The 15950-nt window shown below is 65.1% G+C and carries 12 protein-coding genes; 1 reads left to right on the top strand and 11 read right to left on the bottom strand.

Annotated elements, in window-relative coordinates; all coding sequences use genetic code 11:
* Positions 1 to 54: 54 nt before the first annotated feature.
* The 4 genes from FQ746_RS30490 to FQ746_RS30475 all read right to left on the bottom strand — a co-directional run bounded on the left by FQ746_RS30490 (position 55) and on the right by FQ746_RS30475 (position 6269).
* Positions 55 to 2382: a xanthine dehydrogenase family protein molybdopterin-binding subunit gene (locus tag FQ746_RS30490; protein ID WP_144113539.1), complete on the bottom strand. Its 2328-nt coding sequence runs from the start codon at positions 2380 to 2382 to the stop codon at positions 55 to 57.
* A complete protein-coding gene (locus FQ746_RS30485; RefSeq protein ID WP_144113538.1) occupies positions 2382 to 3368 on the bottom strand; it encodes an FAD binding domain-containing protein in 987 nt (328 codons plus the stop codon). The genes FQ746_RS30490 and FQ746_RS30485 overlap by 1 nt, the downstream gene beginning before the upstream one ends.
* On the bottom strand, positions 3365 to 3973 hold the full coding sequence (locus FQ746_RS30480; protein WP_144113537.1) for a 2Fe-2S iron-sulfur cluster-binding protein: 609 nt from the start codon (positions 3971 to 3973) through the stop codon (positions 3365 to 3367). The genes FQ746_RS30485 and FQ746_RS30480 overlap by 4 nt, the downstream gene beginning before the upstream one ends.
* 97 nt (positions 3974 to 4070) lie before the next feature.
* Positions 4071 to 6269, bottom strand: coding sequence for a GAF domain-containing protein (locus FQ746_RS30475; RefSeq protein ID WP_144113536.1), 2199 nt, complete (start codon positions 6267 to 6269; stop codon positions 4071 to 4073).
* Between the two features lie 229 nt (positions 6270 to 6498).
* Between FQ746_RS30475 and FQ746_RS30470 the strand changes: the two genes are divergently transcribed.
* Entirely contained in the window at positions 6499 to 7269 is a 771-nt protein-coding gene (locus FQ746_RS30470; RefSeq protein WP_144113535.1) for an acetoacetate decarboxylase, read from the top strand.
* Between the two features lie 14 nt (positions 7270 to 7283).
* Here FQ746_RS30470 and astE read toward each other — a convergent pair whose 3' ends face one another.
* The 7 genes from astE to FQ746_RS30435 form a co-directional block, all read right to left on the bottom strand.
* Positions 7284 to 8357, bottom strand: a complete 1074-nt coding sequence (astE, locus tag FQ746_RS30465) for a succinylglutamate desuccinylase (protein WP_186310879.1) — start codon at positions 8355 to 8357, stop codon at positions 7284 to 7286.
* Positions 8341 to 9693 (bottom strand): N-succinylarginine dihydrolase, encoded by a 1353-nt coding sequence (gene astB, locus FQ746_RS30460; RefSeq protein ID WP_144113534.1) that lies wholly within the window; start codon positions 9691 to 9693, stop codon positions 8341 to 8343. The genes astE and astB overlap by 17 nt, the downstream gene beginning before the upstream one ends.
* Positions 9694 to 9702: 9 nt before the next feature.
* Positions 9703 to 11166 carry a succinylglutamate-semialdehyde dehydrogenase gene (astD, locus tag FQ746_RS30455; protein WP_144113533.1) on the bottom strand — a complete coding sequence of 488 codons (1464 nt, stop codon included), beginning with the start codon at positions 11164 to 11166 and terminating at the stop codon, positions 9703 to 9705.
* 2 nt (positions 11167 to 11168) lie between these two features.
* Entirely contained in the window at positions 11169 to 12206 is a 1038-nt protein-coding gene (gene astA / locus FQ746_RS30450; RefSeq protein ID WP_144113532.1) for an arginine N-succinyltransferase, read from the bottom strand.
* A complete protein-coding gene (gene aruF, locus FQ746_RS30445; protein WP_144113531.1) occupies positions 12203 to 13285 on the bottom strand; it encodes an arginine/ornithine succinyltransferase subunit alpha in 1083 nt (360 codons plus the stop codon). The genes astA and aruF overlap by 4 nt, the downstream gene beginning before the upstream one ends.
* A gap of 50 nt (positions 13286 to 13335) precedes the next feature.
* Complete coding sequence (locus FQ746_RS30440) at positions 13336 to 14577, bottom strand: aspartate aminotransferase family protein (protein ID WP_144113530.1); 1242 nt, start codon at positions 14575 to 14577, stop codon at positions 13336 to 13338.
* A gap of 80 nt (positions 14578 to 14657) precedes the next feature.
* A complete protein-coding gene (locus FQ746_RS30435) occupies positions 14658 to 15755 on the bottom strand; it encodes a GlxA family transcriptional regulator (RefSeq protein WP_260854223.1) in 1098 nt (365 codons plus the stop codon).
* Positions 15756 to 15950: the final 195 nt, after the last annotated feature.

Genomic DNA, 15950 nt, shown 5'->3' with positions numbered 1-15950 from the left:
CTTCACGAGTCCCCGTTTCCCGTGTTTGCCCGACGCCGGGTTTCAGAGCATCCGTTAGTCCGCGGCCGTGCCGATCAGCTTGTCCAGCGTGATCGGCAGATCGCGAATGCGCTTGCCGGTCGCGTTGAACACCGCGTTCGCCACCGCCGCCCCCACGCCCGTAATACCGATCTCGCCGACACCGCGCGCGCCCATCGGCGTGTGCGGATCCGCTTCGTCGTTCCAGATGATGTCGATCTCCGGCACGTCGAGATGCACCGGCACGTGATAGTCGGCGAGCGACGGGTTCATGATGCGGCCGGTTCTCTCGTCGAACTGGGTTTCCTCCATGAGCGCGAGACCGAGTCCCATGATGATGCCGCCACGAAACTGGCTGGCCGCCGTCTTGGCGTTGATGATCCGCCCGCAGTCGAACGAGCCGAGAAAGCGGCTGACGCGCGTCTCGCCCGTGATCGCGTTGACCCGCACCTCGCAAAACAGCGCGCTGTGACTGTGCATCGACCAGTGCTGCAGCTCGAACGGCATCGGCGCGTCGGCTTCGACCGAGATTTCTTTCTGCCTTGCGCGGGCCAGTAGCGCCGTGTAGCTCTCATACCGGCTTTCGTCTTCCAGCGCGCACAGGCCGCCGTCGCGGCCGCCGACCTCGTCGGGCAACAGCCCCGAAAGTGGCGAACTGTTGCCGGCCACCCGCAGCAGTTCCTTCACGAGCTTGTGATGCGCAGCGATCACGGCCGCGCCGATGGCCGCCGTCTGCTGCGACCCGCCCGCGAGCACGACGCCCGGCAAACGCGAGTCGGCGTACTCGAAGTCGATCTGATCCATGTTCAGCCCGAGCCGCTCGGCGGCGATCTGGGTCTGGGCCGTCGAGGTTCCCATGCCCATTTCGTGCGCGGCGATACAGACCGTGGCGCGCCCGGCGTCGGTCAGCGTGATGCGCGCCGCGCCGCCCGGCATCCGGTAGTAGGGATAAGTGCCGGTCGCACAGCCCATTCCGATGAACCAGTCGCCTTCGCGCCGGCCGCCCGCCGCGCCGCGCGCCGACCAGCCGAAGCGTTCGCGGCCGGCCTGCCACGCGTCGACGATGCCGCGTTGCGAGAACGGCAGGCCGTTGGTCGGGTCTTGGTCAGGCTCGTTTTTGATCCGTAAGTCGATCGGGTCCATGCCCATCGCGTACGCCAGTTCGTCGATGCCGGATTCCAGCCCGAACGTGCCGACCGCCTCACCAGGTGCACGCATGAACGTATTGGCCGTCATATTCATTTTGACGGTCTCGACGTCGAGCAGAAAGCTGCGCGACCCATACGCACTTTTCGCCGGCAGGATGAAGGGCTCCGGCATGTTGTTATGCGGCGTCATCACGACCGTGCCAGTGTGGATCACCGCGTCGAGGCTGCCGTCCGCCTGCGCGCCCAGCGCCACGCGCTGCTCCGTGAGCGTGCGGCCGCCAACGATGCGGTACACACCCTCGCGCGACAACATGATCCGTACCGGGCGCTGCGCGAGTTTCGACGCGGCGGCCGCGAGCACCTGGTGCTGCCAGACCGTCTTCGAACCAAAGCCGCCGCCCACATACGGCGACGTGACGTGCACGTTCTTCTCGTCGATGCCGAACACCTGCGCAATGGTCCACGCTTCGTGGGCCACCGCCTGCACGGTGTCGTGAATGCGCAGCGTGTCGCCCTGCCAGGCGAGCGTCGCGGCATGCAGTTCGATCGGATTGTGGTTGTGCCGTGGGGTCGTATAGACCACGTCGATCTTATGCGGCGCTTCGGCCAGCATGGTCTCCGCGTCCTCGACTTCGAGCTTCAGCGGTTCGCCCTGAAAAACGCCTTGTTCGAAGCCGTGGGCCTTGGCCGCTTCCAGTGAGGTCACGCCGTCGCTGCCCGACTCGTACGTCACCTCGATCAGGGACTGCGCGTGGTCTGCCTGCTCCTGGGTTTCGGCCAGCACCAGCGCGACCGGCTGGCCGTTCCAGTGCACCTGATCGTCCTGCATGATCGGCACGTCGTCGCCGCCCGCCGCTTTGGGCTTCGACATGAACGCGGGCATCGGCTTGAGACGCGGCGCGTTCCGATAGGTCATCACCAGCACGACACCGGGCGCGGCTTCTGCAGCGGCGGTGTCGATAAGGGCGATGCGAGCGCGGGCCACCGACGAATACTTGAGCGCCGCATACGTCATTCCGTCCATCGGGAACTCGGCCGCGAAGGTCGCGAGACCGGACACTTTCAACGGGCCGTCGATACGGCTCACCGCTGCGCCGATCAGCCCGTGCTTGTGGAGAATCAGCGGATCGGGTTGACCGCCGGGGATGAAACTGTCCGGCGCGAGGGCGATGGCTTTTTTCATCACCGCCTGCATGGCGTCCTTGAGGATAGGCATTAGCGTTGCTCCTGCAATGCGGCCAGCTTGACCAGGGTGTCGACGATCAGACGCTCACTCAGCCCGATCTTGAACGCGTTACCTTGAAGCCCGCGCGCAGAAGCGAGTTCGGCCTGCGCGGCCTGGCGGAACGCGGCTTCGGTGGCCGGTGCGCCGAGCAAGGCCGCTTCGGCGGCTTTGGCGCGCCATGGTTTATGGGCAACGCCGCCAAGCGCGAGCCTGACGTATTTCACGACGCCGTCCTGCACTTCCAGCACCGCGGCAAGCGACACCAGCGCAAACGCATAGGAGGCACGGTCGCGCACCTTGCGATAACGGGACCGGCCACGCACGTCGGGCGGCAAGGTGACGGCGGTGATCAGTTCGCCCGCCGCCAGCACGGTTTCAATCTGCGGGGTGTCGCCGGGCAGCACGTGAAAATCGGTGAGTGGAATGTCGCGGGCGCCCTGCGGGCCCTCGACGGTGACCATCGCATCCAGTGCGGCGAGCGCGACGGCCATGTCCGACGGATGCGTGGCGACGCAAGCCTCGGACGCGCCGAAGATCGCATGCATGCGGTTGAATCCGTCGAGGGCGTCGCAGCCGCTGCCGGGCGCGCGCTTGTTGCAGTGCGCAGCGTCGTCGTAGAAGTAACCGCAACGGGTGCGTTGCAACAGATTGCCGCCCACCGTCGCCATGTTGCGGATTTGCGCCGATGCGCCCGCCAGAATGGACTCGGCCAGCAACGGGTAACGCTCGCGAACCAGACGGTCGGCCGCCACGGCGGTGTTCTTGACGCCGGCGCCGATCCGCAGACCGCCGTCGTCCGTCTCTGCGATCTCGCGCGATAGCCTGGTGACATCCACGAGCACGACCGGATGCTCGATGGTCTCGCGCATCAGATCGACCAGATTGGTACCGCCGCCGAGATACTTCGCGCCCGGGCGGGCGCCGAGCGTCAACGCTGCCTGCGCGTCGGCGGCGCGTTCATAGGTGAAGGGGTTCATTGGGCGACCTCGCGCGCGTCGGCATTGGCGTTAGCGTTGGCGTCCGCATTGGCGTCGGCGTCCGCATTGGCGTCGGCGTCCGCATTGGCGTTGGCGTCCGTCGTGGCCGTCTCGCCGAACGTTTCCTGGATTGCATCGACGATGCCGTTGTAAGCCCCGCAGCGGCACAGGTTGCCGCTCATCCGCTCGCGTAATTCTTCGTCGGTCAACGCGAAGCTCGCCGCGGCCACGTCGTCGCTCACGTAGCTGGGCACCCCGCACTTCAACTCCTGCACCATTCCGACCGCGGAGCAGATTTGCCCGGGCGTACAGTAGCCGCACTGGAAACCGTCGTGTTCGACGAAGGCCGCCTGCAGCGGATGAAGCGTGCCCGGCGCGCCGAGCCCTTCGATGGTGGTGATCTCGCAATCCTGATACTGGACGGCAAGCGCGAGGCAACTGTTGATCCGGGTGCCGTCGACCAGAACGGTGCACGCGCCACACGCACCCTGGTTGCAGCCCTTTTTGGCGCCGAAAAGATGACGCTGCTCGCGCAGCAGATCGAGGAGCGACGTCCTCGGGTCGAAGTCGACATCGACGTCGGTGCCGTTGATGACAAGGTGCATGGTGGCTCCTTCAGGGTGAGGGCTGACGTCGAACGGCAGCAATCTTTGGACCTGACGACACCGTGGAGCGCACCCTGATCCCGCCCCTTCGACACCTTCACTCCACGTCGGGCAAGCGCACCGTAATCACCGCTTCGCTCTCGGTGAACTGCCCGTCGAGCGTCGCGTTATGGCCTTTGATAATCGCGCCCGCGATATACAGCCCCAAACCCAGACCGCCGCGATTGTTCGGATTGTCCAGCGAGCCGCTTTTGAACGGATCCATGAGCCGCTCGAACGACACCGTAGGCTTGCCGCTCAGACGATTGCGCAGTTCGACCCGCTTCTCGCCGGGATGCACGCTGGCCAGCAATTCGATCGGGTACGTGGCGTCGCCATGCTGACGCGCGTTGCTGATCAGATTGGTCAGCGCCTGGTTGAAACGGTCGGGGTCGACGAACACGTCGCCGAGATCGTCCGGCAGAAACGTGGAGATCGTCGCGCCTGGGTGAGCCAGCCGGTTCTGCTCGACGATCGACTCCAGCAGCCCCTTCAACGAAACATGCTCGCGCGTGAGGCCGAGTCCCACGCCCGAGCGGATCCGGCTCACGTCCAGAATGTAGTTGATCAGCGATTGCATGCGCCGCGTCGAGCCTTCCACGCGGCGTGCGGTATCGTTCGACGAGGCGAGCCCGCGGCCCATTAACTGCACGGCCATGTTGATGGCCTGCAGCGGGTTGCGCAGATCGTGACCGAGCGTGGCGAGCAGCGTGGTTCTCGCCCGCTCGCCTTCGCGCATGCGATGCAATGCGATGTCCTGCAGCACGGCCTTGAGTTCGCGCGCGGCGGATTGATGCGTGTCGGTCCAGTCGCGGCAACGGCCGCGCACCGTCTGCTTCCACACTTCGAACGAACCGCGCGGCGTCAGACGTGCACCGTTCGGGCCGAGTGCCACGACCTTGTCCGGCGGCCCCGCCCAGTTGATGGTCTCCACCAGTTCGTCGCGCAGCCAGACGATCGTGATGCGGGCGTCGCCGAGCATCTGGATGGCGAGGCATCCGGCGGCGCTGCCGGAGGGCGTGAGGATAGGTGGGATATCCGGCAACGCTTCGGTCCAGCAGGAGGTGACCAGCATTTCTTCGCGGCTCGCGGCCATGTGATCGGCGAGCGCCCATAGCGGGGTCTTGTCGAGCGGTTCCGTGCCGCGCAACGCAATGACTTCGCGGTCCACCACCGCGACCACTGCTTCGCAGTCCACCAGCGCGGCCACGTCGTCGGCCGACACCAGCAGACCGGCCAGCGGATCGTCGGCATGCGCCAGTTCGTGCGCGATCTTCGTGCGCAGGTCGTGCACCCGCTGATCGTGCGCCGAGCGCTGCCGGGCTTCCACTTGCGACACCAGAATCGAGACGACCTGCGTGAGCACGGTGCACGACAGACGCACCGCATGCGAGGCCCGGTGCGCGGTCATGTGATGGCAGGCAAACAGGCCCCACAACTTGCCCTCGACGATGATCGACACGCTCATGGACGCACCCACGCCCATGTTCTTCAGATACTCGATGTGAATGGGCGACACGCTGCGCAGCACCGAATAGCTCAGGTCGTATGGACTGCCGGTTTGCGGATTGAGCGGCGGGAGAATTGCGACGGGCGCCGCGTCGACGGCGGCGATCTGGCGGATCGGATTGAGCACGTACAGGCGCCGCGCCTGCGGCGGGATATCGCCGGCGGGATAACGCTGATGCAGATACGGCACGAGATCTTCCCGCCGCGCTTCGCCGATCACCTGACCGCTGCCGTCGGGCAGAAAGCGGTAAGCCATCACACGGTCGAACCCCGTCATGCCCTGAATCGCTTCGGCCGCGGCCTGCAGCAGGCCGACGGCGTCGTTGAACGGACTGGATTGCAGGCGCTGGATCGCGCGCTGCGAATACAGCGCGAATTGTGACGCCGGTGGCGTATTGAAAGCGAGCTGCTCGAATTCGACGATCAACAGGTCGCCGGACCAATGCATGACCAGATCGAAGCGATGTCCGTCCGCGCCATTGCACTCGACGCTGTCCATGGTGATCTGGCGGTCGGCCAGTGCGGCCCGGATGGTCTGGCGCGACAGTGGACTCAGATGCTTGTCCGAGACCGGCTGCCCCAGTTCCGGCAGCGCGCCTAGCCAGCGCGTGGCATCGGCGCTGTGCGCCTGCAGCCGGCCTTGCGGATCGAAGGCCAATAGCGCGCCATGCGGTTGTACCAGCCCGAGCGCGTGAATCGGCTCCTGGTCGCAACTCGCGACGATCTCTGTCAGTTGTGAATCTTTCATGCGGGTGACTATATCCTGCCTGCAGCCGGCGGCAAATTCTGGTGGCGGTCGCCGGAAGCTTAGCAAACTATGCCTGCTATGCTGCGGCCTCTAGCGGTTTTCCCTGCACGGGAGCAAGCGGAGTCCCACACAAAACGAGACTTTTCTGACGCGCTGCCTGTCATCGAGACGCGCTACGCTGGATGCAGCGCAGCAAACGCGCGTCCGCCTTCACCACCAGGGGAAATCCATGGATGTCAAAAGCGTGTTGTCGAATGCCTTCGCCATGCCTGTTACGAGCCCGGCTTTTCCGATGGGTCCGTACCGGTTCACCAATCGCGAATTCCTGATCATCACCTATCGCACCGACCCGGACAAACTGCGCGCGGTGGTGCCCGAGCCGCTCCAGGTCGGCGAACCGCTGGTGCACTACGAATTTATCCGCATGCCCGATTCAACCGGTTTCGGCGACTACACCGAAAGCGGCCAGGTGATTCCCGTGTCGTACGAAGGCGTGGCGGGCAGCTATACGCTGGCGATGTACCTCGACGATCATCCTCCCATCGCCGGCGGACGCGAGTTGTGGGGTTTTCCGAAGAAGCTGGCGAAGCCGGTGCTGGAGGTGCATACCGACACGCTGGTCGGCACGCTCGATTACGGTCCCGTGCGCATCGCCACGGGCACGATGGGTTACAAACACCGGCAACTCGATCTCGCGCAGCAAACAAAGCGGCTGGCGGCGCCGAATTTTCTGCTCAAGGTAATTCCGCACGTGGACGGCACGCCGCGCATCTGCGAACTGGTGCGCTACTACCTGCAGGATATCGAGCTAAAAGGCGCATGGACCGGCCCTGCCGCGCTGCAACTCGCGCCCCATGCGTTAGCGCCGGTCGCCGGGTTGCCGGTGCTGGAAATCGTCGAGGCGCGTCATCTGATCGCGGATCTGACGCTCGGCCTAGGCGAGGTGGTGTTCGATTATCTCGGCCAGCAACCGCAAGCCGGGCCCGCCGCAGGCCGCTGACCGGCGCGCTCGGCTTAGACCAGCTCGGCCAGCGTCTGCGCGGTGGTGTCGATCACCAGCAAACCGGCGCGCAAGCCCGGTTTGACGCGCGCGTTGGGGAACACGATGCGTTCCTCGTCGTGACGCACGGTGTAGCAATACGCGCCGTCGCGTGCGAGCAGCGTGCCTCGTGCAAACGGCGTGAAGTTCGCCACGTCGGGCGCGACCAGTAGTTCGAACGCGTCGCTCTGCTTCGTGATCTGATCGACCACGGTGAACGCGCGCGGCAACGCGGCGTTCGCCGTGCTGTTCACCGCATCGTTCGTCCCGGCCAGCAGATGTCGCACGGCCTCGTCCGCGCCCGCGAAACGCGTCAGATCGTTCTGTCCGAACGGCCTCACCTTCCCTAATTCGAGCGTGCAGGCCAGCGCGCCGCAAGCCTGCGCGGTGAACTGCGAATACGTATTGCCACGCGTCGTATGCAACAGCACAGCGGAGATGCGCGCTTTGCCGAGCCATTCGAACATCGCGCGCGACACGGGTGCCCCGGTGACCGGCAGCAGCGCGAACTGTTCGAACGCGGAGGCGCGGATCGCCGTGTGCATGTCGATATGCCAGCGCGCGCCCGGCGTGTTCGGCGCCCCGTCGAAAAATGCCTGCGCCGCCCGCTCCAGCGCGATGGCGCGCGGTGCTTCGCGGCTCTGCGGCACTTGCGTATGACGCCCGCAAAACAGCCGGTTCAGATCGTCGTCGAGATGGCGGCACGCGTCGCGCATCGCGTCGATATTGCCGAGCACGATCAGCAGACGGCAGTTCAGTCGCGCCGTACCGTCTGCGATGTCGCGCGCGAGCCGATTCAGCAATTCGATCGGCGCGGTCTCGTCGCCGTGCACACCGGCGGAAACCAGCACGCTGCGAAGCGCCGGTGCAGACGCTTCCTGCACCGCCGAGGGCGCGAGCAGCAGAATGCCGTCGTCTAGCCAGGACCAGCGCACGCCGTTCGCACACGCGCCCTGCCGCGCCAGCTCGGGCTTCTTCCCCGCCAGCGTGAAGGCCAGAAAATCGTCGAGCATGTCGAGCGGCATCGCGTACTCAGCGCTGGAAGTCATAGAGCGACCCAAGTCCCAGAATCTGCGTGAGTTCGTCGAGCGCGGTGCGCGACTCGGCGAGCAGGTGCGGATCGGTCAGATCGGCCGGCGCAAGACGGTCGCGATAGTGCCTGTCGATCCAGCCGTCGAGCCGCCCGAACAGCGTGTCGTCGATCCACACGCCCGGCGCGACCGCGGCGCGTTCCGCATCGGTCAACACGACCCGCAGACGCAGACACGCCGGACCGCCGCCGTTCCTCATGCTTTCGCGCAGGTCGAATACCAGCACGTCGTCGATCGGACCGGCGTGCGAAGCGAGTTCATCCAGATACGCGCCCACTCGCGGATTCTCGCGGCACTCCTGCGGCACCACCAGCACCTGCTTGCCATCGGGACGCGTGAGCAACTGGCTGTTGAACAGATACGACGTCACCGCATCCTTTACGCTCACTTGCGCGTCCGGCACCTCGATCACGTCGAAGCCGGCTTTCAGGCCCAGGAGCTTCGTGCGCAACTCGTCGTACACCGCGTTCTGTTCGACGAACGCGAGTTGATGACAGAACAGCGTCGTGCGATTGCCCACCGCGATCACGTCGTTATGAAACACGCCCGCGTCGATCACATCGGGATTCTGTTGCGCGTATACCGTAGCCGCTTCGGCAAGTCCATGGCGATGCGCGACCGCGCGGCTCGCCTCGAATGTCTGACGCGCGGGAAAGCGCTTTGGCTCCAGCTTCGGTTCCGGTCCGCGACGGTATTCGCTGCGCCCGTACACGAAGAATTCGACGCCGCGGGTGCCGTATTCCTCGCAGAACCGCGTATGGTTCGCGGCGCCTTCGTCACCGAGCGCGGGCGTGCCGGGCAACGCCTCATGCACGGCGAAACGGCTCTCGTCGCGGAACAACGCGAGCAGACTGCGGCGCGTCGATTCATGCTCGATGGCACGATGCAGCTTGCTGCACAGATTGGCCGGCGTGAAATGCACGCGGCCGTCCTGCGTATCGGACGACGGGCTCACGGTCGCCGCGTTCGCGGTCCACATCGCCGATGCGGAACTCGCCGCGGCCAGCAGTTCGGGCGCATCGCGGGCCACGCGGGCAATCACGGTGGCGTCGTCGCCGGAGAAACCCAGCTCGCGCAACAGACGCATCGACGGCCGTTCCTGCGGCGGCAAAACACCTTGATGAAAACCGAGATCGGCCAGCTGTTTCATCTTGCGCAGACCCTGCCGCGCCGCCGCTTTCGGATTCGCGACCGACTTCTCGTTGTTCTGCGACGCGACGTTGCCGAACGACAGACCCGCGTAGTTGTGGGTCGGGCCGACCAGACCGTCGAAATTCGCTTCAGTGGCTTGCATCGTCGATCCTTAGAAGAGAAGGCCCGGCGAGACGCTCGCGGGCATGTTCAGTTGCGCGCTTTCGACGGACGCCATCGGGTACGCGCAATAGTCGGCGGCATAGTACGCGCTCGGCCGGTGATTGCCCGAGCGACCCGGACCGCCGAACGGCGCACCGGACGACGCGCCGTTGGTCGGCCGGTTCCAGTTGACGATGCCCGCGCGGATGGTCCGCTGAAAGTGCGTCCAGAGCGCTTCGTCGTCGGCCAGCAGGCCGGCGGAAAGACCGAATTCGGTGTCGTTGGCGAGTTCGAGCGCCTGCTCGAAGCTGTCATAGCGAACGACTTGCGCGAGTGGACCGAAATGCTCTTCATCGGGCAGGTCCTGAACGGCGGTCACGTCGAGAATCGCGGGCGTGACGAAGCCGAGTTGCGCGTCGCGCTGTTTCATGTCGAGCCAGGCGGTGGCGCCGTCGGCGAGCAGGCGATCCTGCGCGGCCACGAGTCGTGACGCGGCGCGCGCCGACACGACCGCGCCCATGAACGGTTGCGGCTCGGCGTTGTATTCGCCCACGCGGATACGCGCGGTCACTTCGGTGAAGCGTTGCATGAAACGCTCGCCGAAACCGTCGTTCGGCACGAAGATGCGCCGCGCGCAGGTGCACCGCTGTCCCGCCGACAGAAACGCCGATTGGATCGTGTGATGCACGGCGGCGTCGAGGTCCGCGACCGGTCCGATCACGAGCGGATTGTTGCCGCCCATTTCCAGCGCCAGCACGATTTCGGGCCGCCCGCCGAACTGCTTGTGCAACAAGGTGCCGGTATCCGAACTGCCGGTGAAAAACAGGCCGTCGATCTGCCGATGATTCGCGAGCGCAATGCCCGTGTCCTTCTCGCCTTGCACGAGGTTCAGCACGCCTGCGGGCAAGCCGGCGTCGCGCCAGATGCGCACGGTTTCGGCGGCGACGCCCGGCGCGAGTTCCGACGGCTTGAACACGACCGTGTTCCCCGCGATCAGCGCCGGGACGATGTGGCCGTTCGGCAAATGGCCGGGAAAGTTATACGGACCGAATACCGCGACCACGCCATGCGGACGATGGCGCAATACCGCCGTGCCGTCGGCCATCGCGGAGCGCCGTTCGCCGGTGCGCTCCTGATAGGCCTGAATCGATATCTCGACCTTGGCGGCCATCGACGCGGCTTCGGTGCGCGCTTCCCACAGCGGTTTGCCGGTCTCGCGGCCGATCGCTTCGGCCAGCACTTCCTTGCGTTCGGTGACGAGCGCGGCGAAGCGGCGCACGACGTTGCAACGCTCTTCCAGACTCGCGGCGGACCAGTTCGCAAACGCGCGGCGCGCGCTGCGCACGGCGCGCTCGACATCGTCCGCCGAAGCGCTATGACCCTCCCACACGACCGCGCCCGTTCCCGGATTGCGCGACGCGAACACGGGTCCGGTGCCGGCGGCCCATTCGCCGTCGATAAAAAGCTCGCTCATGATCATCCTTGTTTGTGTTTCAGCGGCAGCACGCGCACGAGGCCGCCGGCGCTCACGTCGAGTGCGGCCGCTTCCGCCGCGTTCAACCGGAACACGCCGTCGCGCGGCACGCCGCTCGCCACGCCGACGCGAAAGTCGCCGAGCGAGGTGTTCGATACCAGCGAACGCGGCGCATCTTGCGGCGCGCCCGACGGCACCTCGGCAATCTCGATCGGCACCACGACGCTTTCGCGCACCGTGCGCAAGTCGGCGATATGGCATTCGAGCACCGGGCCCGCGTCGAAAATATCGACGTGATTCTCATAGCGCAGGCCTTCCAATTCGAGCATGCGCCGCGCGGGAATGGTGTCGTCGTGCGTGAGGCCGACGCAGCGCTGCGCATCGTCGGGCAGCAACTCGACGTACACCGGATAACGCGGCATCAGTTCGGCGAGGAAGGACTTGCGTCCATGCGAACTCAGATAGTCCGCCGCGTTGAAATCGATCTGATAGAAGTGCGAGCCGACCGCGCGCCAGAATGGCGAAGTGCCCTGCGCGTCGAAATGTCCGCGCAATTCCGCGCAGAGCCGCTCGGGAAAACGCTCGCGAAACTGTGCGAGAAACATGAAGCGCGAGCGCGACAGCAAACCGCCGACACCGCTCGTGCGGTAACGCGGGCTGAGAAACAGCGAACACACTTCCGTATAGCCGGTGAGATCGTGCGAAATATTCAGCGCATGCATGCGCGTCCAGATGCCGAGGTCCTGGCTCGCATGCACGACCGTGCTCACGCGATAGTTGTAGAACGGCTGCTGCAGACCCACGGCAGTTTCGATGCCGCACACGCCGGCGACATCGCCGGTGTCGGTGTCTTCCATCACGAAGAAATAACCGGCTTCATGCGCTTCGGCGCGGTCTTCCATCGTGCGCCGCGCGCGCTCGACCCGCGCGGCGAGCGCGTCGCGGTCGGGCTTGAAGGTGGTGAGGCCGGGGCCGGTTTCCAGCGCGAGCCGCATCAGCGCGTCCACGTCGCCACGTTGCACCACGCGAACGACGATCATGCTGCGTCTCCCGAAACGGCCTGGTCGCGAAGCGCCGCGTGCGGGCGGTAGAGCGGCACGCAGCGCACCGTGTCGCCCGCTACGACCGCGAGCGCGGCGCGCGCGGCCGGCGGCAATGGCGCGCCGGCTTGACTCGCGGCGGGAAGATCGGCGAGGTCGGCGAGAATGCAGCGAAATGCGCCGCCCGCGCCGTTGTGCGCGACCAGATACGTCGTCGTGCCGTTGTCGCCCGCTTCGCTTTCGTGAACCACGCGGGTCTCGTCGAGCGTCACGCTTGCAATGCGATCCACCTGTGCGGTCAGCACTGGACCGGCATCGAAGATATCGATGTAGCGATCCGTCTCGAAGCCTTCTTCCTGGTGAATGTCGTACGCGAGCAGCGCCCTTTCGTCGGGTTCGCCCAGCACCCGCTGCGCGGCTTCCGGCAGCAAGGGCACGTAGATGGGATAGGTGGGCATCACTTCCGCGATGAAGGTGCGGCTGCGGCCACCCGATTCGATTTCGATGTCGGCGAAGTCGCGCCCGAAGAACTTGCGCCCGACCGCTTCCCAGAACGGCGACACCCCCGCCGCGTCGGTCACGCCGAGCAGCAGCGAAAACACTTCCGGCGTGAAGCGCCGGCGATTCGCGGCGATGTACATCATGCGGGCGCGCGACAGCAGATGCGCGGCGCTGTCGCCACGCAGCGACGGGTCGATGTAGTAGCCGGCGAGGCGGCTCTTGCCGGTGAGTTCATGCGACATGGTCAGCGCGTGAATCTTGCGGTTCACGTGCAACTCGCGCGACGCGTGAATCAGCGCATCGTTGCGAAACGCGTAGAACGGGTCCGAGTAACCGGCCGATGCGACGATGCTCGCGGTGCCCATCAGCTTGCCGGTCGACGATTCTTCGAGCACGAACAGATAGAACTCCTCGCCGGGAAAGTCGACCTCCGCGCGAAATGAGTCTTCCGACAACGCGATGCGCGCTTCGAGCGCGCTCCGCTCGCGCGGCAGCGAATGCAGCACCGGTTGCGCGGTGCGCGCCATCTGTTCGAGCGCATCGAGATCGGCTAAGCGACTGGGGCGTACGAAGAGCATCGTCGTTCCTGTTGAATGTGACGCATGATTGCGCGGCCGGGGCCGGAACGTTAGTGCGAGGCCGCTTCGGTTCTGGCCTTGCTGCCGGCGATCTGTTCGACCGCCTGGGTCAAACGCGCAAAGCCTTCGCTCATATCGTCGAGCGGCATGACGAGCGACGGCACGAAGCGCAGCACGTCGGGCCCGGCCATCAACATGATCACGCCGTGCTGCCCGGCGGCGGTGACGAAATCTTTGGCGCGGCCCTTGAAGGCGTCGTTGAGTTCGGCGCCGATCAGCAGACCCTTGCCGCGAATTTCCTTGAACAGACCGAAGCGCTCATCGAGTTTCGCGAGATGACCTTTGAGCACTTCGCTGCGCGAGCGCACGCCTTCGAGCAGCTTCGGGTCGCTGACCAGTTCGACGACTTTCTCTGCGATTGCCGAACCCAGCGGATTGCCGCCGTACGTCGTGCCGTGCACTCCGACCTGAAAATGCGCGGCCAGCGCGTGGGTGGTGAGCATTGCGCCGATTGGAAAACCGTTGCCGAGCGCCTTCGCGGTGGTCAGGATATCCGGCGTTACGCCAGTGTCCTGATACGCGTAGAAATAGCCGCTGCGGCCAACACCCGTTTGTACCTCGTCGAAAATCAGCAGGGCCCCGTGGGCGTCGCAGGCTTCGCGCAGCGCTTTCAGGAACGCCGGATCGGCGGGAATCACACCGCCTTCGCCCTGGATCGGCTCGACTATCACCGCACAGGTTTGAGCGCCGATAGCCGCGCGGGCCGCTTCGATATCGTTGTAGGGGAGATGGCGCAGGCCTGCCGGCACGGGGCCGAAGCCTTCGGAATACTTGGGTTGACCGCCGACGCTCACGGTGAAGAACGTGCGGCCATGGAACGACTGCGTGAAGGAGACGATTTCGACCTTGTCGGCGCCATGCCGTTCGAACGCGACGCGGCGGGCCAGTTTGAGCGCTGCTTCGTTGGCTTCCGCGCCCGAGTTGGCGAAGAACGCGCGATCGGCGAAGGTCAGTTCTTCGAGGCGTCTGGCGAGGCGGAGTACAGGCTCGTTGGTGTACCCGTTGCCGATGTGCCAGAGTTTGCCGCCCTGCTCGTGCAGGACCTGCAGCAGGTCCGGGTGTGCATGACCGAGTGCGGTCACTGCGATACCGCCGGCGAAGTCGATGTAGTCGCGGCCTTGCGTGTCCCAGACGCGCGAGCCGAGACCCCGGTCCGGTACGAAGGCGGCGGGCGAAAACACCGGCACCATGACTTCGTCGAAGGTCTGGCGTGTGACAGGCAGGTCGTTCATGGCGAATCCTCTTACGGGTAAAGGCGTACCGGTAGTGTAGGAAACCGCGAGCGATCCGTCTTGCGCATACGCGACGCTTTTTATGGGCTTTCGTCGGGATGGGGCGCGGTTGGGCTCGCCGCGCCTGCGCCTGTTGCAGCGGGGCCGGTTGCGCCTGCGCCGGTCGCGGTGGGGCCGGTTGGGCCTACGCTGGTCGCACCGGTCTGCCGGTCGATCCAGTTACGGCGGTCTTCACGCGGCGTGACGCCGAAGCGATCGCGATAGGCGTTCGAGAAGTGTGCGGCGGACGCGAAGCCGCAGGCGAGGCTGATCTGCACGACGGATTTGCTGGTGCGCTGCAGTTGGGCGCGTGCTTTGGCGAGGCGCAGGCCGAGATAGTATTTGGCCGGCATCGAGCCGAGGTATTGACGGAACAGCCGTTCCAGTTGACGGCGCGAGATGCCGACGAGGTTGGCGATGTCATCGGAGGTGAGTGGCTCTTCGACGTTGGCTTCCATCAACTGGAGCGCTTCGTTCAATCGTGGGTGGCGCTCGCCAGGGGCGGTCACGAAGGGAATGCGTTGGCGTTCTTCGCCGTTGCGCAGTGCGCCTGCGCCTAGCGAATCTGCGATGCGTTCTACGAGATCGGGGCCGTGATCGCGGCCGATCATCGCGAGCATGAAGTCGAGTGTGGCCTGGCCACCGGCACAGGTGGCGCGATCGCGGTCGATTTCGAAGATGTGCTGGGTGACGATGACGTTATCGAATTGTTCGGCGAATTGCTGGTAGCTCTGCCAGTTCATGCTGACGCGGTAGCCGGCGAGCGCGCCGGCCTGGGCTAGCCACCAGACGCCGTGGTGGATGCCTGTTGTGGTTTTGGCCCGTTGGGCTGTCTGGTTTAGGGCCGCTAGTAGCGGTTGGGGGTTTTGGGGTGGGGCATAGCGGTCGCTTAGGACGATGAGCCAGTCGCAGGGTGTTGCGGTTGGTGTTGTCGCTTCGCTTAACGACGTGTCTGGGGTGTAGTAGGCGTTCGCCGAGAGCGAAAGCGCGCGGCCGTCGGGTGTGCAGGTTTGCACGCTGTAGAGCGCGTGGCCGTCTATCTCGTTTGCTAACGTTAGGGGGTCGATTAGCGGCGCTAAGCTTGAGATTGAAATTGGCGGTATCGCCAGGATCAATACGTGGGTTGTGCTCGTTCTCACTTTCGTTTTTTGCCTTTTGGCCTTTCCTTGTTTTCTTAGTGGTCTATTAGCGTTCCCCCTGTGCGGGGGGGCACCTACTTTTCTTTGCCGCCGCAAAGAAAAGTAGGCAAAAGAAAGCGGGCTCAAACCGCTAACCATTAAGCGGGCCCCGCGGCATTTCCCTGGTAGTGGTGCATCTGGAATCCGTGCCCTCGC

The organism is Paraburkholderia sp. BCC1886 (assembly GCF_900996245.1).
Classification (GTDB): domain Bacteria; phylum Pseudomonadota; class Gammaproteobacteria; order Burkholderiales; family Burkholderiaceae; genus Paraburkholderia.
The sequence above is the reverse complement of the archived record's forward strand: the minus strand, read 5'-3'. Positions and strand labels throughout refer to the sequence as shown.

What these genes read in the sequence shown, in the direction of transcription:
- FQ746_RS30490 (WP_144113539.1), bottom strand. Translation starts at nt 2,382, where the DNA reads ATGCCTATCCTCAAGGACGCCATGCAGGCGGTGATGAAAAAAGCCATC.
- FQ746_RS30485 (WP_144113538.1), bottom strand. Translation starts at nt 3,368, where the DNA reads ATGAACCCCTTCACCTATGAACGCGCCGCCGACGCGCAGGCAGCGTTG.
- FQ746_RS30480 (WP_144113537.1), bottom strand. Translation starts at nt 3,973, where the DNA reads ATGCACCTTGTCATCAACGGCACCGACGTCGATGTCGACTTCGACCCG.
- FQ746_RS30475 (WP_144113536.1), bottom strand. Translation starts at nt 6,269, where the DNA reads ATGAAAGATTCACAACTGACAGAGATCGTCGCGAGTTGCGACCAGGAG.
- FQ746_RS30470 (WP_144113535.1), top strand. Translation starts at nt 6,499, where the DNA reads ATGGATGTCAAAAGCGTGTTGTCGAATGCCTTCGCCATGCCTGTTACG.
- astE (WP_186310879.1), bottom strand. Translation starts at nt 8,357, where the DNA reads ATGACTTCCAGCGCTGAGTACGCGATGCCGCTCGACATGCTCGACGAT.
- astB (WP_144113534.1), bottom strand. Translation starts at nt 9,693, where the DNA reads ATGCAAGCCACTGAAGCGAATTTCGACGGTCTGGTCGGCCCGACCCAC.
- astD (WP_144113533.1), bottom strand. Translation starts at nt 11,166, where the DNA reads ATGAGCGAGCTTTTTATCGACGGCGAATGGGCCGCCGGCACCGGACCC.
- astA (WP_144113532.1), bottom strand. Translation starts at nt 12,206, where the DNA reads ATGATCGTCGTTCGCGTGGTGCAACGTGGCGACGTGGACGCGCTGATG.
- aruF (WP_144113531.1), bottom strand. Translation starts at nt 13,285, where the DNA reads ATGCTCTTCGTACGCCCCAGTCGCTTAGCCGATCTCGATGCGCTCGAA.
- FQ746_RS30440 (WP_144113530.1), bottom strand. Translation starts at nt 14,577, where the DNA reads ATGAACGACCTGCCTGTCACACGCCAGACCTTCGACGAAGTCATGGTG.